Annotated in this window: 24 protein-coding genes and 1 pseudogene; 6 read left to right on the top strand and 19 right to left on the bottom strand. The window is 51.0% G+C overall.

Annotated elements, in window-relative coordinates; translation table 11 throughout:
• Window positions 1-13 precede the first annotated feature (13 nt).
• Window positions 14-955 (top strand): glycosyltransferase family 2 protein, encoded by a 942-nt coding sequence (locus tag AACR41_RS16325; protein WP_030005991.1) that lies wholly within the window; start codon window positions 14-16, stop codon window positions 953-955.
• Window positions 956-966: 11 nt separating this feature from the next.
• On the opposite strand, the gene AACR41_RS16320 is transcribed toward AACR41_RS16325, so the two are convergent.
• Window positions 967-1,629 (bottom strand): class I SAM-dependent methyltransferase, encoded by a 663-nt coding sequence (locus AACR41_RS16320; protein ID WP_030005990.1) that lies wholly within the window; start codon window positions 1,627-1,629, stop codon window positions 967-969.
• Between the two features lie 73 nt (window positions 1,630-1,702).
• Here AACR41_RS16320 and AACR41_RS16315 point away from each other — a divergent pair, with 73 nt between their 5' ends.
• Together AACR41_RS16315 and AACR41_RS16310 are read left to right on the top strand one after the other, a co-directional pair.
• Window positions 1,703-3,403, top strand: coding sequence for an ABC-F family ATP-binding cassette domain-containing protein (locus tag AACR41_RS16315; RefSeq protein ID WP_030005989.1), 1,701 nt, complete (start codon window positions 1,703-1,705; stop codon window positions 3,401-3,403).
• A 17-nt stretch (window positions 3,404-3,420) separates the two neighbouring features.
• A complete protein-coding gene (locus AACR41_RS16310; RefSeq protein WP_030005988.1) occupies window positions 3,421-4,503 on the top strand; it encodes a YheT family hydrolase in 1,083 nt (360 codons plus the stop codon).
• Between the two features lie 28 nt (window positions 4,504-4,531).
• On the opposite strand, the gene AACR41_RS16305 is transcribed toward AACR41_RS16310, so the two are convergent.
• From AACR41_RS16305 to psbX, 6 genes are all read right to left on the bottom strand, one after another.
• Window positions 4,532-4,747 (bottom strand): hypothetical protein, encoded by a 216-nt coding sequence (locus AACR41_RS16305; RefSeq protein WP_030005987.1) that lies wholly within the window; start codon window positions 4,745-4,747, stop codon window positions 4,532-4,534.
• Window positions 4,747-4,875, bottom strand: coding sequence for a hypothetical protein (locus AACR41_RS16300; protein ID WP_255447998.1), 129 nt, complete (start codon window positions 4,873-4,875; stop codon window positions 4,747-4,749). The genes AACR41_RS16305 and AACR41_RS16300 overlap by 1 nt, the downstream gene beginning before the upstream one ends.
• A gap of 130 nt (window positions 4,876-5,005) precedes the next feature.
• On the bottom strand, window positions 5,006-5,506 hold the full coding sequence (locus AACR41_RS16295; protein WP_045441389.1) for a TolB family protein: 501 nt from the start codon (window positions 5,504-5,506) through the stop codon (window positions 5,006-5,008).
• A gap of 65 nt (window positions 5,507-5,571) precedes the next feature.
• Complete coding sequence (locus tag AACR41_RS16290) at window positions 5,572-6,489, bottom strand: Ycf66 family protein (protein ID WP_030005985.1); 918 nt, start codon at window positions 6,487-6,489, stop codon at window positions 5,572-5,574.
• Window positions 6,490-6,562: 73 nt separating this feature from the next.
• On the bottom strand, window positions 6,563-7,813 hold the full coding sequence (locus tag AACR41_RS16285) for an RNA-guided endonuclease InsQ/TnpB family protein (protein ID WP_084149979.1): 1,251 nt from the start codon (window positions 7,811-7,813) through the stop codon (window positions 6,563-6,565).
• Window positions 7,814-8,053: 240 nt separating this feature from the next.
• Complete coding sequence (gene psbX / locus AACR41_RS16280) at window positions 8,054-8,170, bottom strand: photosystem II reaction center X protein (protein ID WP_030005983.1); 117 nt, start codon at window positions 8,168-8,170, stop codon at window positions 8,054-8,056.
• 76 nt (window positions 8,171-8,246) lie between these two features.
• Here psbX and AACR41_RS16275 point away from each other — a divergent pair, with 76 nt between their 5' ends.
• Both AACR41_RS16275 and AACR41_RS16270 read left to right on the top strand, forming a co-directional pair.
• Complete coding sequence (locus AACR41_RS16275) at window positions 8,247-9,872, top strand: PhnE/PtxC family ABC transporter permease (RefSeq protein ID WP_045441386.1); 1,626 nt, start codon at window positions 8,247-8,249, stop codon at window positions 9,870-9,872.
• Window positions 9,873-9,972: 100 nt separating this feature from the next.
• Window positions 9,973-11,091 carry a hypothetical protein gene (locus AACR41_RS16270; RefSeq protein WP_030005981.1) on the top strand — a complete coding sequence of 373 codons (1,119 nt, stop codon included), beginning with the start codon at window positions 9,973-9,975 and terminating at the stop codon, window positions 11,089-11,091.
• Window positions 11,092-11,101: 10 nt separating this feature from the next.
• On the opposite strand, the gene recO is transcribed toward AACR41_RS16270, so the two are convergent.
• From recO to rimP, 8 genes are all read right to left on the bottom strand, one after another.
• A complete protein-coding gene (gene recO, locus AACR41_RS16265) occupies window positions 11,102-11,914 on the bottom strand; it encodes a DNA repair protein RecO (RefSeq protein ID WP_012306386.1) in 813 nt (270 codons plus the stop codon).
• A 7-nt stretch (window positions 11,915-11,921) separates the two neighbouring features.
• Entirely contained in the window at window positions 11,922-12,608 is a 687-nt protein-coding gene (gene deoC, locus AACR41_RS16260; protein WP_030005980.1) for a deoxyribose-phosphate aldolase, read from the bottom strand.
• Window positions 12,609-12,781: 173 nt separating this feature from the next.
• Window positions 12,782-12,919 carry a hypothetical protein gene (locus AACR41_RS16255; RefSeq protein ID WP_168191133.1) on the bottom strand — a complete coding sequence of 46 codons (138 nt, stop codon included), beginning with the start codon at window positions 12,917-12,919 and terminating at the stop codon, window positions 12,782-12,784.
• A gap of 4 nt (window positions 12,920-12,923) precedes the next feature.
• Window positions 12,924-13,013 (bottom strand): cytochrome b6-f complex subunit PetN, encoded by a 90-nt coding sequence (gene petN, locus AACR41_RS16250; protein WP_071819460.1) that lies wholly within the window; start codon window positions 13,011-13,013, stop codon window positions 12,924-12,926.
• Between the two features lie 193 nt (window positions 13,014-13,206).
• Window positions 13,207-16,146, bottom strand: coding sequence for a translation initiation factor IF-2 (gene infB, locus AACR41_RS16245; RefSeq protein WP_030005979.1), 2,940 nt, complete (start codon window positions 16,144-16,146; stop codon window positions 13,207-13,209).
• A 237-nt stretch (window positions 16,147-16,383) separates the two neighbouring features.
• Window positions 16,384-16,638, bottom strand: coding sequence for a YlxR family protein (locus tag AACR41_RS16240; protein ID WP_012306383.1), 255 nt, complete (start codon window positions 16,636-16,638; stop codon window positions 16,384-16,386).
• Window positions 16,639-16,689: 51 nt separating this feature from the next.
• Window positions 16,690-17,952 (bottom strand): transcription termination factor NusA, encoded by a 1,263-nt coding sequence (nusA, locus tag AACR41_RS16235; protein ID WP_030005978.1) that lies wholly within the window; start codon window positions 17,950-17,952, stop codon window positions 16,690-16,692.
• A 59-nt stretch (window positions 17,953-18,011) separates the two neighbouring features.
• A complete protein-coding gene (gene rimP, locus AACR41_RS16230; protein ID WP_030005977.1) occupies window positions 18,012-18,473 on the bottom strand; it encodes a ribosome maturation factor RimP in 462 nt (153 codons plus the stop codon).
• A gap of 290 nt (window positions 18,474-18,763) precedes the next feature.
• Here rimP and AACR41_RS16225 point away from each other — a divergent pair, with 290 nt between their 5' ends.
• Window positions 18,764-19,066 carry a 30S ribosomal protein PSRP-3 gene (locus tag AACR41_RS16225; RefSeq protein WP_012306380.1) on the top strand — a complete coding sequence of 101 codons (303 nt, stop codon included), beginning with the start codon at window positions 18,764-18,766 and terminating at the stop codon, window positions 19,064-19,066.
• Window positions 19,067-19,217: 151 nt separating this feature from the next.
• Here AACR41_RS16225 and atpC read toward each other — a convergent pair whose 3' ends face one another.
• The 4 genes and pseudogenes from atpC to AACR41_RS16205 all read right to left on the bottom strand — a co-directional run bounded on the left by atpC (window position 19,218) and on the right by AACR41_RS16205 (window position 23,424).
• On the bottom strand, window positions 19,218-19,622 hold the full coding sequence (gene atpC / locus AACR41_RS16220; protein ID WP_012306379.1) for an ATP synthase F1 subunit epsilon: 405 nt from the start codon (window positions 19,620-19,622) through the stop codon (window positions 19,218-19,220).
• Between the two features lie 100 nt (window positions 19,623-19,722).
• A complete protein-coding gene (atpD, locus tag AACR41_RS16215; protein WP_012306378.1) occupies window positions 19,723-21,174 on the bottom strand; it encodes a F0F1 ATP synthase subunit beta in 1,452 nt (483 codons plus the stop codon).
• A 156-nt stretch (window positions 21,175-21,330) separates the two neighbouring features.
• A pseudogene (gene rsmG, locus AACR41_RS16210) lies at window positions 21,331-22,079 on the bottom strand (16S rRNA (guanine(527)-N(7))-methyltransferase RsmG).
• Window positions 22,080-22,110: 31 nt separating this feature from the next.
• Complete coding sequence (locus tag AACR41_RS16205; RefSeq protein ID WP_030005976.1) at window positions 22,111-23,424, bottom strand: four-carbon acid sugar kinase family protein; 1,314 nt, start codon at window positions 23,422-23,424, stop codon at window positions 22,111-22,113.
• Window positions 23,425-23,433 lie beyond the last annotated feature (9 nt).

Below are 23,433 nucleotides of genomic sequence, written 5' to 3'. Positions count from 1 at the left end.
CCCCCTTCTTTCGATGATTACTTACTCCATCATCATCCCGGTGTACAACGAAGAAGCGAATCTTCCGGAAATGTATCGGCGCGTTGTCCAGGTCATTGAAGGGTTAGATGGCCCCGCAGAATTGGTTTTAATCGACGATGGTAGCCAAGATCGTTCCCTCGCTATTTTGGATGAATTACACCAAAGGGATCCCAGAGTCCACTACTTAAGTTTGGCGAGAAATTTCGGCCATCAAATCGCAGTCACCGCTGGTTTGCAATATGCCCAAGGGGAAGCGGTCATTATCATGGACGCCGATCTCCAGGATCCCCCCGAACTGGTTCCTCAACTGATTGAAAAATGGCGGGCGGGCTACCATGTGGTCTATGCCCAGCGGGTGAGTCGGGCCAGAGAAAGCTGGTTTAAGAAGCTCATGGCCTATGGCTTTTACCGGATTTTAAATCGATTCACCGATGTTTCCATTCCCACGGATACGGGGGATTTCTGTTTGATGTCCCGTCAAGTGGTGGATATTCTCAACAGTATGCCCGAAAAACACCGCTACATTCGCGGCCTCCGGGCTTGGGTGGGGTTTCCGCAAACGGCGGTGCAGTTCAACCGGGAGCCACGTTTTGCTGGGGAAGTAAAGTACACCTTTCGTAAATCCCTGAAGCTCGCCATTGATGGGATTATTTCCCTGTCCCGTAAACCCTTAAAAATTGCGACTTATTTGGGTTTGGTGACGGCCCTGGTGGCGATCGCCATGATGATTTTGGTGTTATTTTGGCGGATCTACAATGCCCCGGCCCAATTAATTGGCTATACCTTGATCACCATTGCCATTTTCTTTTTGGGAGCTGTGCAACTTATTTGTCTTGGCATTCTCGGTGAATACATTGGCCGCATTTACGACGAGGTGAAACAACGCCCCCTCTACACCGTTAAAAAAGCGGCGGGCTTTGACGAAGTACTTTAAGCCAGATTTTTCTAAAGTTTGCGGGCGAGGGTCAGACCATCAGCCACAGGCAATACCGTCAAACTAATGCGTGGGTCGTTGTACAAAGCTTCATTGAAAGCGCGAATTTTTTCCGTACGTTTGTCTTGATCCGCTGGATCGGCCACGCGTCCCGACCACAACACATTATCAACGGCAATCACGCCGCCGACCCGCAGTAATTTGAGAGACCGCTCAAAATAGTTTAGGTAGTTGCCTTTGTCCGCATCAATGAAGGCAAAATCAAAGGTGCCCGCTTGGCCATCCGCTAGCAGAAAATCTAACGTTTCGAGGGCCGGGGCAAGGTGGAGTTCAATTTTGTCGGTGACCCCTGCTTTTTCCCAATAGGTTTGGGCGATCGCCGTTGGCCTTGGGTCGCGATCGCAAGCAATGACTTTTCCATTTTTCGGCAGAGCTAAGGCGACAACGAGAGCACTGTAACCCGTAAAAACGCCGATATCTAAGGTTTTCTGTGCCCCCAGCAGTTGCACGAGCCAGGCCATCAACTGGCCCTGCTCCGGGGCGATCTGCATCCGGGCTGCTGGGTGTTGGGCCGTGATTTCCCGTAATTCTTTGAGGACGGGATGCTCTTTGAGGGAAATGCGGAGGAGGTAATCATATAAAGGGGCGTCCAGGGAGAGGCTACTACGGGTCATGGCAAAGGAGTGAACGAAAAAAGTTTACAATTTGTTATAGACTGATGCTGATCCCAACCAGGAGTTTTTCCCGATGTTAAGACTTGAGCACATCCGCAAAATTTATCCCACCGGCGAAGTTCTCAAGGATATTAACTGGGAAGTGAAAACAGGTGAACGGGTCGGCCTTGTGGGAGTCAACGGTGCGGGAAAATCTACCCAGATGAAGATCATTATGGGGGAAGTGGAGCCGACGGATGGCGAAATTATTCGTCCGGCAGATCTGCGCATTGCCCATTTAACCCAAGAATTTGACGTGGTGCCGACGCGCACAGTGCGCGAAGAACTATGGACAGTTTTTACAGAAGCCAATGCTGTGCAGGATGAAATCCACCGCATTCAGCATGAAATGGCCGAGCCGGATGCCGATTTAGATGATCTAATCCACCAGCTTGACCGAGCCCAACGGAAATTTGAAGCCCTTGACGGCTATCGTTTAGAGTCCCAAATTGAAAAAATTCTCCCGGAAGTGGGCTTTGAGATCGAAGATGGCGATCGCCTGGTGAGTTCCTTTAGTGGCGGCTGGCAGATGCGGATCAGTTTGGGCAAAATTCTCCTCCAGGAACCAGATATTCTCCTTCTAGACGAGCCGACCAACCATCTAGATCTAGAAACCATTGAATGGTTGGAAAATTATCTCCGGGGTTTAAAGACGCCGATGGTGATTATTTCCCATGACCGAGAATTTCTTGATCGCCTTTGTACGAAAATTGTTGAAACGGAGCGGGGAATTTCGACCACCTATCTCGGTAACTATTCTCAGTATTTGCAGCAAAAAGCAGAAAATAAAGACGCCCAGCAATCCGCCTTTGAGCGCCAACAAAAAGACTTGGCCAAGCAACAGGAATTCATTGAAAAATTCCGGGCGAGTGCCACCCGCAGCACCCAGGCAAAAAGTCGCGAAAAACTATTAGATAAGGTCGAACGCATCGAAGCGCCCATTAGTGATGTGCGCACCCTCAAGTTCCAGTTTCCCCCAGCGCCCCGGGGTGGCCAGGAGGTGGTGACAATTCAGGATTTGACCCACACCTACGACGACAAAATTCTGTTTCTCGGTGCGAATCTGGCCATCGAACGCGGCGATCGCATTGCTTTTTTAGGGCCGAATGGCTGCGGCAAGTCCACAACCCTGCGCATGATCATGGGCATGGAAAGCTACGACGAAGGCAACGTTAAAATTGGCACCCACAACATCATTCCTGGTTATTTTGAGCAGAACCAAGCTGAAGCCCTCGACCTTGAAAAAACGGTAATGGATACGATTCATGATGAAGTACCCGATTGGAAAAATGGCGAAGTCCGGACGCTCCTAGGGCAATTCCTCTTTAGTGGCGACACCGTTTTCAAAAAAGTAGGTGCCCTTAGTGGTGGTGAAAAAGCCCGGTTAGCCCTGGCAAAAATGTTGCTGCGGCCCGCAAATTTTCTAATCCTCGATGAGCCGACCAATCACCTTGATATTCCAGCGAAGGAAATGTTGGAAAACGCCCTCAAGGAATATGACGGCACCGTGGCGATTGTCTCCCACGACCGTTTCTTTATTTCCCAAGTCGCCAATAAAATTGTCGAAATTCGCGACGGAGAATTTATTGTTTACAACGGCGATTATCATTACTATCTTGAAAAAATCGAACAAGAAAAAGAAGCAGCACGACGACGTCTAAAAGCAGAGCAAGAAGCGGCGAAAAAAGCAGCAAAAAAAGCCAAGCAATTGGCCAAGAAAGCGACTAAAAAATAATAGCAAGATGTAGTTTTATGTTTTATCAACCGCCCCTCTGGTTACGGTCTGGCATTGCCATGACAATCTATGCGGCCTTTGGTGCTGCGAAACAGTGGCACAGTCAACCAAAAACATCTCCTTTAAAGTATCGGGAGGTGATCCTGACGGGGGCGAATCAAACGCCTATTTTTTGCCAATATGCGCAACCCAGTAATTCAAAAGGAACGATCGTTGCTACCTATGGCATTACCGGCAGTTTAGAAGACCAATGGTTTCTAGAAATTCTCGCCCATAAGGCTTTCCAGGCAGGCTATGGTGTTTTATTGTTCGATTGGCGTGCCCATGGTAAAACAGCAGCCCTCTCCCCTGATTTGACCAGTGACGGCCTCCTTGAAGGCGAAGATTTTGTGCGTCTAGCAGCCCAGGGCAAACAACAACTGGGGTTAAAGTCGCCTTTTTTCTTTGCTGGTTATTCTCTGGGGGGACAATTAGCTTTGTGGGGATTAAAAAAAGCCCAGGAATTGAATTTAAAGGCTTTAGGGCTGCAAGGGGAAGACATTCTCGCGGGCGCTGTCATTTGTCCCAGTTTAGAATCCCACCGTTCCCTCAGTTATCTCGAAAAACATCCGTTCAAATGCTATTTTGAGCAGGCGATCGCCAAAAATTTACAGAAATTGGCTTGGCAACTTCAAAGCTACCATCCCCACGCTTTCCAGACTGAAACCATTGAAAAGGCGACGACGATTCGAGAATTTGATCAATATCTCGTGATTCCAAAGTTAGGTTTCACCACAACCCAAGCCTATTATGAAGCCAGTAGTCCCCTTTATTTTCTCCAGGATTTGCACAGGCCGACCTTTATGCTGTATGCGGCGGATGATCCTCTGTTTGCGCCGGATCTTGTTGAAGATCTCCGCTATGTCGATCAACGAAATACTCACCTCAATACCCAAATTACAAAGCTTGGGGGCCATGTGGGTTACATTAGCGATCGCCACTGTCAAAACCATTGGGGAGACAGTGATCCCTGGTGGGCATGGCAAAGAATTCTTTCTTGGTTTGACCAACAGTTAAGTCAGCACCACCGGACTCGTTCTGTCACGACAGCGCAACAATAGAACAATAGTCAGAAAGTCGCACAGAAATTCAAAGATCAGAAGAACGGGCTTTGAGGCGCTCGATGATGATTGGTAATGCAATGACGAGTACCTTAACGACCCAGGGGGCGTAACACAAGGCCAGAAATCCGGCGAGGATAGCCACGCATCCCGTAGCAACTTTGACAATTTCTTCCTTTGTGGTGACACTCAAACAAGTTGCACAAGCAGCAACTCCGAGACTCAAAATCGATGGGTTAATCATTATTCAATACTATTTCTGCTGCAAAAGGCGATCGCCCGAATGGCGTTGGTGCGGATTTTTACTTCCCTAGCTGTCATGGTGGGGCGGTTAGGGAGCGCACAGTCAATAAAAGTTAAGATATATGACATGATACTCCGATCTACTCATCTGTCAAGGTAGAGCAAGACGACTTTTTCTCACATTGTTAACAATTGCCCACAGCAATGGGGCTCAACATTTTCCGCTGAAGCAATCGCCAACTTACCTACAGCGGCGCGGTTAACCTGACGGATTTACAATCACTTCCTGGGGTAAATCAAATTCAATATTCGGGCCACGGTCTAAAACCTCAATGTCCCACTGGCCCCGCCGAGCTGATTCAAACACCACATAGCGGCCATCGGGGCTAATTTGGGGGTTGCGCACCCAATGACGGTAGCCCTGGGTCAAAATATCAGACTGCTTGGTCGCCCGATCGTAGAGGATAATATCCGGCTTCCCCAGGGGACTAGAAAGATAAACAAGGTAACGCCCGGTACGGCTTAGGCTAGGGCTTTCATAAATTGCATTTTTTTGATTGAGATTCGGCAATTCCACAAACTGCTTTTGGTTTAAGTCATAAAAAAGCAGTTCACTGGTGCCATGGCGATTAGAAATTAGAGCCAACCAGCGACCATCCCCACTCAACGCAGGCTGTTCATCATGGAAGCGGCTATTGAGGGAGACCGGGGTTAAGGGGGTGTTGCCAAAGGAGCAGCCTCCCAATCCCACCAATATCATCAACAACCAGAGAAAGCGAGGGGTTTGCCTAAGCACGTTCGTTAATGGGCAGAAAATTCGGGCAATTAGTAGTCGAAATTGACGGGGTTGTTGGGGCGATCGCCTTCTGGCATTTCTGGATTGTCGGGGGCCGGATCATCCCAATCTTGATCCTCACCAAAGGAGGCCCCATCAATGGGTTGATAGTCAACGGTGGCCACTTCCTCATCGGAGGCACCATAGTTATCGGGGCGAGGCCGACGGGGACGACGGGGGGCTGGTGGCTCATCATCGGGTCGGGGGCGGCGGGGTCGACGGGGCGCTTCATCGACGGGGCGATCGCCTTGTTCCCAGGCATCTTCTGACCAGACATCGGTGACATTGCCGCTGGGGCCATAGGCATCGTAGCCGCCATTGTCATAGCGATCTGGACGGGGGCGGCGGCTAGGGGGTGTGGGGCGACTGGGGCGACGACTGGTGGGTCGGCCACTGGGGCGATCGCCATAATCCGTGGGAGGACGATTGGTGGGGCGGCTACTGGGTCGGGTACTCGTTCCCCGAGGGGCTTCATCTTCATAGCCCCGGCTCCGACTCGAACGGGGTTCAGGATAGCCCCGCAACCGACGTTCATAGCGTTCTTCCCCTTGGTAAGGCTCAATCTGATCCAGCTCCGCCCGATAAACCCGACTGACGGGCCGTTCATCGTCCACAATGGGCGTATTGCGGCGGGCCTGCTCTGTGGCCAAACCCCGGAGGCGAATTGATTCAATGGCGAAAAATACCGCTGAGCCAGACAGGAGAAATTGACCAAATTGCAAAATCGGGTCTAAACGCCACCCTTGGAACAGGAGAATGAAGCCGCACAATAACCCAACCGCCGCAAAGAAAATATCGTGGTCGCGGGAAAGTTCTGGGCGTACCGACCGTAAAAAATAGAGGGATGCACCCGCTGCGGCCAGCGCAATCCCCAAGATACTGGCGGAATTTAGCCCAAAATTAACCATTGTTGATCTCCCTTGACTCTACCTTCTATAGTGACATACTCCCGACTCTGCTCTAGGAGACAGCGCGGGCTTCTTAAGTCGCCTCAAGAAATTCCTGCTTCAAAGCCTCCCCACTGGGCGTAGCTCCACAGGATTGAACGGTCTGTCCAACCGCTACACTTCGACATGCTTCGACAAGCTCAGCAACATGCTCAGTGCTAGCTAGTCCACGATTGCGAATCACTTGCCCACTGGCTACATCTCGATTGGTTGTGTAGCCACATTCTGGACATTCATGCCGACGCATGGACAAATCTTTTTTCACCGCTACCCCACACTCTGGGCATTCCTGGCTTGTACCAGCGGCTTTAACTTTTTGGAAATACACCCCACGCTTAAAGCAAACCCATTTCAATGTATCCAGGAACTGCCCCCAACCCGCATCCAGGCAATGCTTCCCCAGCATTCCTTTAGCCAGTCCTTTTAGGTTCAACTCCTCCGCAAATATCATCCCTGCTTGGTCGCAGAGATGATGGGCTAACTTACGGTGAAAATCTTTGCGTCGGTTCGCAATTCGTTCATAGAATCTGGCGACTCGTTGACGAGCTTTTTGCTGGTTCTTTGAACCTTTCTGCTTTCTGGCAACGGCACGGTTCAGCACTTTCAGCCTGTGTTGTGCCTCCACAAAGAATTGAGGTCTTGCTATCAACTCGTTGTCTGATGTAGCAACAAAATGACTTAACCCCACATCAATACCAATGGCGTGGCCTTTAATTGGGGGTTCTGGTATTTTGACGTCGCTTTGGATTACCAACTGGATATACCAGCCAGAAGCGCGTTTAACCACCCGTGCTTGCTTCGCCTCAAACCCATCAGGGATAGGACGGTGCATCACGGTCTTAACCCAACCAAATACAGGCAACTTAATTTGATTGTCACCAATTGGGTTTTTGCCCAACTGCGGGAAGTTAAAGCTGCGAAAACGCTTCTTAAACCGTGGGAATCCGAACCCACTATTCCACAATGCATTAAACGCCTTTTCCAGCCTGCCCATCACATCCTGAAGCACTTGAGAATGCACCGCTTGCAGAAAAGAATTAGTTTTCCTTGCGGCGGTCAAATTGCGCTTTTGACTGTAATAGGTCGGCTTTTCTGAATCCATTGGGTAAATAAATTCCCGCTGAATACTGCAAGCATTAACTGGGCACTTACGGGCCTGAATCCAGTCACGACGCTCCGCCAAGGCGTAGTTATAGACGCGTTTGCACGTTGCCAGCCACTCCTCCATTGTGGAAGATTGATTGGCCGTTGGATAGGCTCTGTACTCGTAAGTGAGGTTAAGCATCAGGTTATTCTATCAGGTTCTAGGGAGCTTGTTGATTTCCCTAAGATTTGTTGTTTGTCTCCGCGTTGCTATGACTTACCGCTTCTTATCCCGACGCTGAATTAAAATTACAGCGTCGGGCTTCCTCATGATTTAGCTAACGACTTCCGTTTCCAGACTATAAGATATCTCAGATGAAAACAGAGGTGGGCAATGTTACAAAATGCCCACCTCGCAGTTTCGTGTTTTGGAAGGGAATATCTAGCGCTTAATTTTGTCCTGCTGACTGATGAAAATCAAAAATGCGGTGGCAGGAATGACCACAACTAAGGTGCCAGCCAAGAGGCTATAGAAAAAGTTTGCCAAAGAGGGAGTCATAATGAGGGTTTCCTTAATGTGTTTAATAATTATTTGTTGATAATTTTGCCATACTCTCCGCCGAATCTTGCCATTGATGTTTAGAATCTCCCTGCCGCTGCCCCGAAATGTTCAGCCCAAGGCTTGGGGGTTTGGTCTTTTTGGCCTGGCGATCGCCTTCAGTTTGATCGACGTTACCGTTCGGGGTGGAGCCCTATTTAATGGCCAGGGTTTAGGCACCCTTGGGCGATTTGTGGGGGCCGCTTTTCAGCCAAATTTAACAGTAGACTTTCTCCTCCTGACCTGCCAGGCAAGCCTGACCACCTTTGCCTATGCGATCTGCGGCACCTTTTTGAGTTTGGTGGTGGGTACTATCGGCGGGCTACTCAGTGCCAGGTTACTCTGGGAGACGATTTTTCCCCAAGGCAAGCAGTTGGGGGGTGGCATCCGGTTGCTCTTGGCTGTACCCCGTTCGATCCATGAGGTGGTGTGGGGTCTGATTTTGATTAATATTTGGGGCCTAGATCCGGTGGTGGCCTTGGGGGCGATCGCCATTCCCTTTGGGGCGATTGTGGCGAAAATTTTTGCCGAAATCATTGATGAGACTCCCCGGGCCGCCTTTGAAGCCTTAATTTATAGCGGTGTCCCCACGGCCCAAGCCTTTCTCTATGGGATTTTGCCCCAGGCTTTGTTTAATTTGTTGTCCTACAGTTTTTATCGCTTTGAATGTTCCCTGCGTTCGGCGGCTGTGTTGGGCATTATTGGTGCTGGGGGCCTGGGCTATGAGATTTATTTAAGTCTGCAATCCCTCCGCTACGAACAGCTTTGGACGTTGTTTTATGCCCTGATTGCGTTGAATGGGGTGGTGGATTGGGGGAGCCATTTTTTGCGGCAACGGCTGGATTGCACCAGTCGCTTTGACCTCAACAGCCACCGTTACAAATTGGGGGGACAGCGACGGGATTGGCTCCTCGGTACGATGCTTTTCGGTAGTGGTTTAGTGGCTTGGGGATTTTGGTATATTCAGCCCGATTGGTCGCGACTCTGGTCTGGCCGGGGCCAAGACTTTTTGGGGGAAGTTATAACTCAACTCCAGACTGTCAGTTTCGATTTCGCCCAGGGAAAACAGTTAGCGATCCTGAGTCTACAGACTCTGGAGATGTCTATTTTGGCGATCGCCTTAGCGGGGGTGGGCGGATTCTTTCTGGCCTTTTTGGCAGCGAAAAATCAGCGGCCCATTTTCTGGGGACAACGGCTCTTAAGTCATTTAGTGCTTTTGGTCTGTCGCAGTATTCCGGCTCCCATCTGGGCATTGGTAGTGGTATTCGTGATGTTTCCGGGGACTTTGCCGGGGGCGATCGCCCTGGGGATTCATAACCTGGGCATTTTAGGCAGATTAATGGGCGAAGTGATTGAAAATGTTCCCCTTGCGCCCCTCAATGCTCTCCGAAACTTGGGCAGCAGCGAAGGCAATGTTTGGCTCTACGGTACGGTGCCTTTAACGCTGCCTAATTTTATTGCCTACAGTTTTTATCGTTGGGAAGTCTGTCTACGGGAAACGGTCATTGTCGGCCTCGTGGGGGCGGGCGGCCTCGGACGACTTTTGATGGAACAATTGAGCAGTTTTAATTATGGTGGCGTCAGTCTGACCTTGCTTTGTTTCCTCTTGCTTACTTGGGGAGTCGATAGTTTTAGTGGATTTTTGCGGCAACAGCCCCGCTAAATAAACTGAGCTTTGGCGATCGCCGGGGTCTTTTGACAAGACTTTTTTTTTGAGCTTTACTTACAATGACATTTCAAGTCCATAGGCTGTTCTTGCGGTTATGTCCGATGTTGCCCCGTTAAATCTCCAGGATCTGCAAGCGGATCTCCAAACTCAACTTGAAGCAGAATATTTCCCCACAGACCCGATTCAGGTGCGTTGTCTCTTTAAGGAAGGTCTGTTGCTTGTCCTGGTGCAACATCAAGCTCCGGCCCCGGCAGAGCTCCCGCCCCTTTTCCGGCTCATCCGCGATCGCCTCCAGGGTGATCCCCGCGTCCAAGGGCATCAAACCCTCATTTATTTGCGGATTACTGGGGCCAACGAACCCTATGCTTTCCACGCCCTCACCCAGTCTGAAGTTGAGCCGGTTTCCGATGGAGAACCTCCAGAAAATGAACCGGACTCTCCTGAACAATCTGAATTTCCGGAAGATATTGATCTCGAAGCCACGGATGATCCCTTTCCGCCCGTGGGCAATGAGTTAGAAGAAGACTCGTTTGACACCGCTGCCCCAGAAGAAGAGCCGACGGATTCCAGCGGCGATTTTGAAGGGTTTACCACTGCTGACGGGGGGCTAGAAGAGTTTACCGAATCCTCTGATCGCCCTCGCAAAAAAGGCCCCCTAATCCTCGGTGCGGGTTTGTTGTTAGTCCTTGTGGGGGTAGCGGGCTATGGTTTGAGTCGTCCCTGTGTGATTGGTGCCTGTGCGCCTCTGACCACCGCCACACAACTGGCTGATCCGGCTCGATCGCTGTTTGCTGCTGGCGAAAATCCCTCTGGCCAAGCGATTCTCCAGGCCCAAGCCAATTTAGAAGAGGCGATCGCCACCCTAGAAACCGTGCCCCGTTGGTCACCTCGGTATGGGGAAGTGCAGACCCAACTCGCCGATTACCAGTCCCTCAATGGCAGTCTTGGCAATCTAATCACAGGCTTATCCCAGGGAGCAACGGCAGCCCAAATGGCTGAAAATCCGCCCTCTTCTGTGGCCCAATGGCAAGAGATTATTGAACAGTGGCAAACGGCGATCGCCACCTTAGACGCAATTCCAGCAGAGGATTTTTACTACGATTTTGCCCAGGCGAAACGGGCCAGTTACCAACAAAATTTAGAAGCTGTGGAACTACGGGTGCAACAACTCCAGGCCCAAGAATCCTCAGCCCCGGCTGCAGCCAGCAATTAGCGATCGCCCCTTAAAAAGCTAGGGGGGCAAGGGTATCGATGAGCGGGGCCGCCTTGAGGGTTTTGCCAATGTGATGCTCAAGGTACTGCCGCAACAGATGTTCAACCCGGAGCCAAGCCGTTTCTAAGGAAAATACCATTTGTTCTGCTTGGGACCACCGTTGCAGCTCCGGCAAATTACGGTTGGGTAGCATTTGTAAAATATCTAGTTCCAAAGCCGTCAGCCGTTGATCGGGACGAATGTTTCCCTGGCCCAGCACCATAATCCCCCCCAGATCGTGACTAAAGCCAATGCGCCACCGGGGATCAACAAAGTTGGGAGAAATAAGGGTTTGACTGCCCTGGCAATGTTGAACTTGGGGGGCAAAACCGGCGATCGCCAACAGATGAAATAGAGCTTGGGTTAGGTGGGCGATGATCTGGGTCACCCTGGCGCTGGGCTGAAATTCTAAAGCTTCGATGCGGCGCAGATGTTCCCGGAGCAGTTCATATAATTCCGGCTGGGGAGTTTGGCTCACTGCGAGGTAATGGGTTACTTCTGCGAGGTATTGACCCACGGCTAATTTGGCAAAATCATGTCTGAGGCCAGAATAGGAGGTGAGCATATCCGCCTGTTGGATCCGGTCTAGCGATCGCCCCCTGGTCAAAACAAATTCATTGACCACCAGTAATTCTGTGCGTCCCCGCAGGGCAGAACGATGTTGACGCGCCCCTGGGGCGACGGCTTTTACCAACCCTTGTTCCGGCGATAGGATCGTTACCAGCCGATCCGCTTCACCGAGGGGGCTGCCTTTGAGAATGATGCCTGTGACTTTAAAAGACATGCCGTATTTACCAAGTTGGGTTGTCGCTCGCTTGTTCCCTTTCCTGCATAATCTTGATACTCCGGGAGGTGCCAAGGCGAGTTGCCCCAGCCTGGATTAAGGCGATCGCCTGGTCAACCGTTTTGATCCCTCCTGCTGCCTTGATCCCAATGCGCCCTTTGGTGATCCCATGGAGCAACTTTACATCGGCCACCGTTGCCCCCCCGAACCAGCCCGTTGAGGTTTTGAGATAACTCACCCCTGCATCGAGGCAAATTTCTGCGGCAAGGCGTTTTTCGGTATCGGTTAGGAGAGCCGTTTCTAAAATGCCTTTGATGGGAACCTTAGTTAGTTCGACGATTTGCGCCACTTCCTGGTAAAGCTTCTCCGATTCCCCCATTTTCACCAAGGCCAAATTAAGCATCACATCTAATTCCGTTGCGCCATTTTCTACTGCTTCCTGGGCTTCGTAGAGTTTGGTTGCGGTCGTATGGGCCCCGGCCGGAAAACCGACGACAGAACAAATCTGAATCGGTCGCTGGTGTAAGTAATCTCGGGCTGTTTTTATCGCCGTTGGGTAGAGGCAGACCGCCGGAAAATCAAATTGGACTGCCGCCTCACAGCATTCTTTGACCTGGACTGCGGTGGCTGCTGGGTGCAACAGAGAATGTTCGAGATACCGGGCTAAATCAATTTCGTTTGCGGGAATCGCCATGGTTTTTGGAAATGGTACTTCCTTTGATTGTGGCAGAAATTGTTCGTCTTCTGGGGCGTCTGTAGAAATTGTCTAGGCACAACATCCACAAAAAAATCCCCTGCCATCACAGGAGATTAACCAAGCAAGATAGTTCGGGAAAGGCACCAAGGCCGCGCAAGTTCGTTTGAGGGTTACTTGCCCCGTTTATCTCGGTCTTGACGACGGCGATCGCGCCATTCCACAAAGGTGAGGTAGGAGATCCCACCGCTGACCAGTAGCAGCAAGGCAAGGGCTCCCAAAAAAAGAGAATTTAAAAAAATTGTTTCCACGATCCTAGAAACCGTTACGTGCCCAAACAACCATGGCGATCGACCAAGTGAACAGGGCCAATAGCGCGCCCCAACCTAGAGAAAGAACATCCATTTTTAATAACGCCTTGAAATTACTAAAGAGTGATCATCCCATATCTTATCCTGTCTTGAAACCTACCGAAACGTGACTCCCTGAATCCCCAGGGGGAAATTGAAGGTGAAATTGGCGATCACCAAAAAAACCTCCCAGTTGCCCAGGAGGTTTTGGATTAAAGGATTATCGCCAGTTAAACAACGTGCGTCACTTAACTGGTGCGGCCCGCCAAGGTGCGGCGTTTGAAGACCATTTCGTAGGCTTCGATAATGTCCCCTTCTTTCCAGGTGCTAAATTTATCGACGCCAATCCCGCATTCATAGCCAGAATTGACTTCCCGGACATCCTCGCGGACACGCTTGAGGGAATCGAGGGAACCGTCATAGACGACGACATCACCCCGACGCACGCGGATCATCCGGTTACGAACGACCTTACCCGACTGGACATAACAGCCCGCAACGGAGCCACGACCGACGGGGAAGACGGCCCGCACTTCGGCCCGACCCAAGGGTTCTTCGACTTCCTCTGGATCCAGGAGACCTTCCATCGCCCCTTGGATTTCTTCGAGGAAACGGTAGATCACGTTATATTCGCGGATATCAACTCCTTCTTGTTCGGCGGCCTGTCGCGCACCGGGAGCCAAGGTCGTGTTAAAGCCGATAATGATCGCCCCACTGGCAGCGGCAAGATCGACATCTGTTTCGCTGATTTCACCGGGAGCAGACAGCAAGACACGAATTTGGACTTCGTCCTGGGGCAGTTGTTGGAGGGAGCCAAGAATCGCCTCGACGGAACCCTGGACATCAGCCTTGAGTACCAAGTTAAGTTCCTTGAGTTCCCCTTCTTGGGCTTGGGCCGAGAGACTGCTGAGGCTGACCCGTCGGGAAGACATGGCCTGTTGGAGCCGAGATTGACGCTTCCCTTCAGCCCGTTCGTCGGCGATCGCCCGGGCTTCTTTTTCACTGGAGTAGACTTCAAATTCATCCCCAGCCGCTGGTACCTCACTTAAACCAAGGATTTCCACTGCAAAAGACGGTGTTGCATCCGTGACTTTTTCACCGCGATCGCTAATCATGGCCCGGATTTTACCCATCACCGATCCCGCCACAATGATGTCACCAACCCGTAGGGTTCCGTTCTGTACTAACAGAGTCGCTACCGGGCCGCGAGCGCGATCCAAGTGGGCTTCAATGATTGTGCCTCTCGCCAGACGATCTGGGTTCGCCGAGAGTTCTTCAATCTCAGAGACGAGCAGAATCATTTCCAGGAGAGTATCTAGATTCTCTCCCTTCAGGGCACTGACGGGCACCATAATGGTTTCGCCGCCCCACTCCTCAGGCACTAAGCCCTGTTCTGAGAGTTCCTGCTTGACGCGATCCGGTTCTGCGCCGAGTTTATCCATTTTGTTGATCGCCACAACGATGGGCACTTTGGCCGCTTGGGCGTGGCGGATCGCCTCTAGGGTCTGGGGACGGACACCGTCATCGGCGGCGACAACAAGAATGGCAATATCTGTCACCTTTGCGCCCCGGGCCCGCATGGCCGTAAAGGCTTCGTGACCAGGAGTATCGAGGAAAACAATTTGACCGGGTTTCCCGTTGTGTTCGATGTCCACGTGGTAAGCACCGATGTGCTGGGTAATTCCCCCGGCTTCCCCTTGGGCCACCTTAGTCTCGCGAATGGAGTCCAGGAGGGTAGTTTTACCGTGGTCAACGTGACCCATGATGGTGACGACTGGAGGACGATGTTGGAGGTGTTCGAGGTCGGCCACATCCAGCATTTCTGTGGATTTTTCAGCCGCTGATTTCACCTCTGGGGCAATGACTTTCACGTCAAATTCCTCGGCTACCATCTGGGCGGTGTCGTAGTCTAGGGTTTGGGTGATGTTGATCGCGATCCCCTTACTAAAGAGGCGACGGATAATGTCTGTTTCAGCGATGCAGAGAATATCTGCCATTTCCCGGAGGGTCATGGTTTCTGTGAGGGTGATCTCCGCTGGTGGTGTTTTCACATCAGGGCGATCGCGCCGTTGTTCTTTCTGAGATTGACCACTGCCACCACTGCCAGATCGTTTCGCCGCTGGTTTCTTCGGTTTTGAAGGTGATGGCTTGCTTGGGGAAGGAGACGATGAAGCACTCTTCGGTTTGGGGGGACGGGCAATGGACAAGCTGACAGAAGGCACTTCGGCATTGTTGTTTGTGGTTGTGCCAAAGTCGTCATCATCGTCATCAATGACAACGGGGCGACGCTTGAGTTTGCTGGTTTTTGTCTTCTTGCTTTCGGATTCGTCCTCTTCCTCATCTTCCCAGACTTTACGTTTGCTGGGTTTCGGACCAATGGCTTTTTTGGGTTTTGCAGCAGGACGTTTGGGGGGAGCGAGAAGGACTTCTGGGGTTGCGTCATCATCCCCTTCGACATTGTTGGTATCGGGTTCTTCGTCAAGCTCGGGTTCAATCGCTTGAACGGGGGTGGGCTTTTTACTGACGGTGCCAACAATTTGCGGTTTTGGCCGTAATTTTGGTGCTTTAGCCGGGGCTTCGGCGGTATTTTTCGAGAGGGATTTGGCCCTCACATCGGCTTGGGTTGCCCCACTGCTTGTTTCTGCCGTTACAGGACTGGCATCGGGCGTCTTGGGAGCAGATGATTTGGGGGTTGGCCGAGGCGGCGGCCCCATGAGCTTGGGTTTCGGGGCAGCGGGGGCTGCTGGTTCTGCTTTGGGGGAAGTTGTCTTGGCCACTGGCTCAGCTTTGGCTCCATTGTTGGCCGGAGACTCTTCTGGTTGTGCAGGTGTCTCTTTTCCTCGACTCGGAGGAGACTGCAATTTCGGACGTTCAAGCTTTTTGGCTGTTGAGGTTGGTTGATTTGCGTCGGCTGATTCTGATTTACTAGCCTGGGGTTTTGCGCCCTGGGGCTGGTGCTGGACGGAGAGAATTTCTTGTTTTTTCTTTCTCTGGGGCCTTGGGGCCTTGGGGCCTTGGGGGCGCTTTTGTGTGGCGATCGCCCGGATTTTATCAGCTTCTTCTGTCGTGATGGTGCTACTGTGACTCTTCACATCAATGGAGAGCTGGCCACAGAATTCTAAAATGTCTTTGTTTTCGAGATCTAGTTCCTTTGAAAGTTCGTAAATTCTAACTTTTTCGTTATTCATCCAATAATGTCCTTAACTACTAGTCGTACAAATTGAGGGTGAGTGAGGGATAGGTGGGTTTAATGTGGATTGTGGGATCTAAATCCAACGGGGATTAGCGGCAATGATGAATGGAAAGGCCTCCGAGCTTGCTAGAGTTCAACAATAAAAAGAAGGTTTAATCTGAGTAATTTCAGGGATGATTTTAAATAGCATCGCGCGTCCATAATGGCTTGAGGAGTGGCGATTGTTAGAGCTTTAATTGAGAGAATTTAAGCGTTCTTTTAGGGTTTGATAAATCTCAGGGGAGACGTTCTTTTTGAGCGATCGCCCGAGCCGATCTTTGCGCTGGGCCATTTCTAGACAATGGTGACATTGACAGAGATAGGCGGAACGCCCCATGCCCCGATCTAATTGTACCTGCTGGGATGGATAGACTCGAACCACCCGCCAAAGAGATTGTTTTGGGGCAAGTTTGCGGCAGGCAACACAGCGGCGTAGATTTGGTTCCATGGCAATGGTTGAAATGGCGATCGCCTTTTACATCAAAATTCCCCCCGGAATCTAAGCGTCCGTTGGCGTGGCCTCTTCTTCTAAAGGTTCCGTTTCAGCTTGATCCGGCAGCACAGCAGTTTCCGATGCCATTTCATGGGGGGGGGCTGTCTCTTGTTCAGCGAGGGCAGCCTGTTCTGCCTCGTACTTAGCACTATCTTTAATATCAATTTTCCAGCCCGTCAAGCGTGCGGCCAAACGCACATTTTGTCCCTCCTTACCAATGGCAAGGCTCAGTTGGTTTTCGGGGACTAATACCGTGGCCTGTCGCTCTTCCGCATCAACCAAGATTACCCCATCGACCCGTGCTGGGCTCAGGGCATTGGCAATGTAAGTCGCTGGATCCGGTGACCAACGGATCACATCAATTTTTTCGCCCCGCAGTTCATTAACTACGGCTTGGATCCGTGATCCCCGTGCCCCAATACAAGCACCGACAGGATCAACATCCCGCTCTAGGGTATCCACGGCAATTTTTGTGCGGGGGCCAACATAACGGCCGGGGGGATTCGCTTCCCGGGCAACGGCCACAATCCGCACGATTTCTTCTTCGATTTCTGGGACTTCGTTGGCAAACAGGTAAACGACTAAATCTGCGGCGGCGCGGGAAACGACTAACTGGGGGCCACGGTGGGAGCCTTCTTTGACGTGTTTTAAATAGACTTTGTAGGTGGTATTGGCGCGGTAATTGTCGTTGGGGAGCTGCTCCCGTCTGGGTAATTCGGCTTCGGTTTCTGGTTGACCAAAGGCGCTGGTAACCGCCATCACCACAAAGTTCCGCTCAAAACGGAGGACACGGGCCTGGAGGACTTCTCCTTCTAGTTCTTGGAATTCTTCTTGGACGAGTTTGCGTTGCTGATCCCGTAATTTCTGAAGCAGCACTTGCTTGGTTTGAATCGCGGCCATCCGCCCAAAATCACTCTGTTCGGGGGTGACGTCTAGGATTACGGAATCACCGAGTTGGGCTTCATTGGCGACTTCTTGGACTTCTTGTAGGGCAATTTGATGATCGGAGTTTTCCACTTCTTCGACAATCACCTTGGTGGCCAATACCCGAAAGCCTTCGTCTTCGAGGTCTAGTTCGACTTCAAAGTTATCGAAGTAATCTTCGGCGAAGGGGGTGGCTTGGTTGAGCGTTAGGGAACGGCGATAGCGCTCATAACCTTTGAGCAGGGCTTCCCGGAGGGCTTCATGGACGGCACTTTGGGGTAAATTGTGGCGATCGCTGATTTCTTCAACGAGGGCGCTTAAACCAGTGAGACTAACAAGGGACATAGAAATTTACGGATAGAAAAAATCGATAAATGAACAAAGCTTGGGGCAGTTTGGGGCAACTAGGGTTGGTCATCTAGCTGTACTTTGGCGACCAGTTCCCGGGGAATGGCGATCGCCTTGCCCTTGAGATTGAGATGGATTGCCGCTTCATCCCGTTCCCGGAGGGTGCCACACCACTCTTTTTGATCTTTGTAGGGAGCATAGGTTTTCACCCGGACAGGAAAGCCCCGGAAGGCGATAAACTCTCGATCTGTGGTGAGGTTACGGTCGGTGCCAGGGCTAGAGACTTCCAGCACATAGGCCCCAGGAATAATCTCTTGGGCTTCCAGTTGGGGATCGAGTAGGCGACTGAAGCGCTCGCAATCTTCCAGGCCAGTGTCTTGGGAGAGATTCCGGACATCAATTCTGAGGACTGGTGGTTTTTTATTCGTCTGGAACACCACGTCTACCACTTCTAAACCCAACTCTGCAGCAATGGGTTCGGCACAGGTTACGATTCGGGGGATGAGGGGATGAGCCATGGGGAAATCTAGACAACAAAAAAAGCGGGTCAGGCCCACTTCAGGATTTCTTGATCGGGGTGGTATAGATAAAAAATATTTTATCTATCTGCAAATAGTCTAACATTCGCCCGTCACAATGACATAGCTTGGGGCGATCGCCCCCGGTAACAAGTGTTTATTTCTCTGGATTTGTTTCCCCAATTCGTCAGGAGATTTTCTAGGGGGCATCCAAATCTCCCGCTTCAATGTAAAATAATAGACTGTAAATTTTTGAAACCACTTGTGTAAATTTGGGTTTGGAGGCTTCTTTGGTAGAAAGATTTCTTTTAAAGGTACTTTGGTTAGATAAAGACGTGGCGATCGCCGTGGATCAAGTTGTTGGGAAAGGCACCAGTCCTTTGACCGCCTATTTCTTTTGGCCCCGTAACGACGCTTGGCAACAATTAAAAGACGAACTAGAAGCGAAGCACTGGATTTCTGAGGCAGAGCGCATCGAAGTGCTCAACCAAGCCACAGAAGTTATCAATTACTGGCAAGAACATGGCAAAAAGACCAGTATGGCTGAAGCCCAGGCAAAATTCCCTGAAGTGGCCTTTAGCGGCAGTAACTAAAGTCAATTGCCCCTGTGCTTGTCTTAAATGTAATCACTATCTAAGTTTTTACGATTGTTATTTTGTAATTAATTTCTATAAAAAAATGGGCAGCTCTAGGGCTGCCTTTTTATTGCAAAATTTTTCTTTTGGCTCTAGGGCGACACATTGCCTATGCCATGCCACCAGCCGCCATGTAGCGGGCCCGGGTCCGCTTGAGTTCTTTGCGGGCATCAAGGATTGCTTTACGATCTGCCGCATTGACTTGATCAAGTTGTGCCTTTGCACTTTCAAAGGCCTTGCGGGCTTCTTCAAGATCGATGTCTTGACCTTTGGCTGCAGTGTTAACCAGCACCTTCACTTCATTAGCTTCTACCTCAGCAAAGCCATCGGTAATTGCGATGTTCTCCCAACCACTGGTCCGGACGCGAATGACGCCGGATTCGAGGGCTGTGAGGAGGGGCGCGTGGCCCGACAAAATACCGATTTGACCAGAACTACTGGGGAGGATGACTTCTTCGACACTGTCATCCAGTACCGTCCGGTCTGGGGTGATCACTCGTACTTTTAAAGCCATTTGCTTAAATCTAATTCAAAAAATAAGGAAAATTCTGACGTTCAAGGTCAGCACCCCGCAGAACGGTAGCACTGACCTGATGTCTTAGGCGAAGCAGGGTTTAGCCTTGCTCTTTGAGCTTCTTACCTTTGGCGATCGCCTCTTCGATGTTGCCAACGAGGTAGAACGCCTGCTCAGGTAGATCATCTAATTCACCAGAGAGGATGCGCTTGAAGCCTTCAATGGTTTCTTCAAGGGTCACATACTTACCAGGAGAACCGGTAAATACTTCTGCCACGAAGAAAGGCTGAGACAAGAAACGCTCAATCTTCCGGGCCCGGTCTACGGTCAGACGGTCTTCTTCAGAAAGTTCGTCCAAACCAAGAATTGCGATGATGTCCTGGAGTTCCTTATAGCGCTGGAGGGTAGACTGTACCGCACGCGCCGTGTTGTAGTGGTCTTCGCCCACGATGCTGGGCTGAAGCATTGTACTGGTGGAATCGAGGGGGTCCACAGCAGGATAAATCCCTTTAGACGCCAAAGCACGGGAAAGTACAGTAGTACCGTCGAGGTGAGCGAAGGTGGTTGCCGGAGCAGGGTCAGTCAAGTCATCCGCAGGGACATAAACTGCCTGGATCGAGGTGATAGAACCTTCCTTGGTGGAGGTAATGCGCTCTTGGAGATCCCCAACGTCAGTACCGAGGGTGGGCTGATAACCTACCGCAGAAGGCATCCGACCGAGCAGTGCCGATACTTCAGAACCAGCCTGGACAAAGCGGAAGATGTTGTCAACGAAGAGAAGTACGTCCTGCTTGTTTACATCACGGAAATATTCCGCCATGGTCAAACCAGACAGACCAACCCGCATCCGGGCTCCGGGGGGCTCGTTCATCTGACCGTACACAAGGGCGATCTTGGAATCGTTGAGGTTATCGGGGTTGATAACGCCAGATTCGATCATTTCGTTGTAGAGGTCATTCCCTTCACGGGTTCGTTCCCCTACACCGGCGAATACAGACACACCACCGTGGTTGGTGGCGATGTTGTTGATCAGCTCCATCATGATGACGGTTTTACCAACACCAGCACCACCAAAGAGACCAATTTTCCCACCACGACGGTAGGGAGTAAGAAGGTCAACAACTTTAATGCCCGTTTCAAACACAGAAGGAGCTGTGTCAAGTTCGGTCAGCTTAGGAGCAGGGCGGTGGATCGGGGAGGTTTCTTCTGCACCAACTTCGCCTTTTTCGTCTACGGGTTCACCGAGGACGTTGAAAATCCGACCGAGGGTTTTCTTCCCTACAGGAACGCTGATGGGAGCACCCGTGTCGAGGATATCCATGCCGCGAACGAGACCGTCGGTGGAGCTCATGGCAACGGCCCGGACTTGGTTGTCGCCGAGCAACTGTTGAACTTCACAGGTGAGGTTGATTTCTTGGCCGTAGGGGTTTTTGCCTTGGATTTTTAGAGCGTTATAAATCCGAGGCATTTTGCCACTGGGGAACTCTGCGTCAATGACAGGGCCAATGATCTGAGTGATTTTACCTAAAGTTTTTTCTTGTGTAGCTACCATGCTTCTCTATTATCGATTGGTTTCGCTCTAGGCCAAATGCTGGCTTTGTTCCTAAAGTTTTAACCAAATGTAAAAATTTGCCATACTCAGGGTACCATCTCTTGGGATCAAGTAAACAAGATTCGACAGAGGGCCAGGGAGCTTGATCTATAAGGCTTAAACCGGGGCGAGGGGGGATTGTTTCGGCAGGCCGATCGCCCTGGGGAATTGGGGGGCTGTGGTCTGGTTTTTCTCGATGTAGAGACAAGTACGCTGGCCTTGAGTAATCGGGGTTGTAAATTGTTGTACGGCGAGGAGTTGACCACCACATTGGGCGATCGCCCCTTGGAGTTGTTCTGTTTCGGCCTCAGACCATTGACCCCGATAGAGAACCGCGAGGCCGCTAATTTTGAGTAGGGGTAAGAGATACTCCACACAGAGGGAGGCTTTACCCACGGCGCGGATCGTCGCGATGTCGTAGCGTTCACGGTGATTCGGATCTTGACCTAGGGTTTCGGCTCGGTCAGCGATGCCCAGGGTATTCAGTTGGAGGGTTTGGCTCAGTTCAACGAGGAAATTAATTTTTTACGGGTGGAATCGAGCAGGGTAATTTGCCACTCAGGAAAGGCGATCGCCAAGGGAATGCCGGGAAAGCCGCCCCCAGTGCCCACATCGATGGCTTTTTGGGGCTGGGTTAAACGCTCCGCCAATACGTCTAGTTTCAAAGCGGCGTAGGAATCCCACAAATGCTTTTCCCAAAAGTCTTCTGGAGAGGTGATTCGGGTCAGATTCAACCGCTGGTTGCCGTCGCAAATGCCGTGGTAAAGGGCAGCAAGGGCCGGATAGTGGGAGGAATCGGGTTGCCAAAGGTGAGGATCGGCATAGCGCTGGCATAGGTCACGAAATAGGGCTTCGATGTCGTTCATGGTTTCAAGAAAAATAAAGCCTAGATTGGGATCAACGGGGAATTTGGAGGCGTTGGTAAGCGGTGACGAGACTGTGGTGATCGCCCACATTGCCAGGAAACAGTACCACAGGTAACTGGGGAAATTGCGGGTGATCATGCTCCGTTTGCACGAGGCAACAACCAGGGATAATTTGGCCGAGCAACTGAATCGCCGAAACCCGCAAACCTTTTTGGAGTAGGGCATTGGTGGTGTTACCGCCTTTACTAATCACAAAGCCGAGATCTGCGGGCAACTGGGCAAAAATTTCAAGGAATAGAGCCGTGATATTTTTACCAAATTCAAGGTTATGTTGGGCTTGGTCGCTGGCCGCCACTTGCCGACTGGTAAAGAGTACGGGGGTTTGTCCGGTCTGACGAATTTTTTGGATCTGCTCTAGCATCGCTACTGCTAGTTGATTACGGCCTAGGGATGTTTGGCACAGATCTACGTCGATTTCAATGCCGACAACGCTTGTCAATTGCAGTAATTCCGCGAGTTGTACAGTGGTTTTTTGCGTATGGGAACCGACGATAATCAGGCCTGGTTTTGGCGATCGCCGCACGGTAAAACTTTCTTCTGGGGGAATCGGCTGGGGGCCAAGAGCCGCGAGGGAAGTCAGCAAACTGGCGGCACTGCGAAAGAGAAACTTTTTACCCTGGTGAATCGCTCGGAAGAGGTCGGGGATTAAACGATCAAAATCAGCCTGTTGTTCACCGTCGAGGACAACGTATTTTCCCTGCTGAAGTCCGCAAAAATAGCCCTGGAGATTTCCTGGGAGCTTCTCTGGACTGAGGCAATCCACTTGATTCGCTGTCACTGCGCCCTGGGTTTTCGTCGCAATAAAATCAGGTAAAAAACTGTCCTGAAAACCAAAGAGGCGATCGCCCGCAAATTCTGTCTCAGCCACGGGGATCAAGCGTTCATTTTCCTGGACATAGTGAATGCCGTTGCGGGTAATGCGGCCCCCCTCAAAAAATGCTGGGGCAAAAAAACAAGCATCAAACGGCCCTAATACGTTGGCGATCGCCTCAGTTTCTGCCGGGAAATGGCCCCTCAAGGTGGAATCCGAGCGACTGACGATCAGATATTTCTGGATATTTTCCTGGGTCAGGGCAATTTTGAGATTCCGACAAACTGCTGTGGTGGTGGCGATCGCCTCTGGTTCCGTCAAAGCGCGGGTATTCGCCAAAATAAAAATAATGGGGGCACTATTCCGTAAACCCAACCGCAGCATGTCCACATCCCAACGCAGCAACAACGGACAACTATGCACCGTTTGGGAGCCTGTTGGGTCATCATCAAGCACAATAATTTTTGCTGTCATGGTTACTGT

Source organism: Picosynechococcus sp. NKBG042902, from assembly GCF_963864045.1.
Classification (GTDB): Bacteria; Cyanobacteriota; Cyanobacteriia; order Cyanobacteriales; family MRBY01; genus MRBY01.
This window is presented reverse-complemented; position numbering and strand designations above follow the sequence as displayed.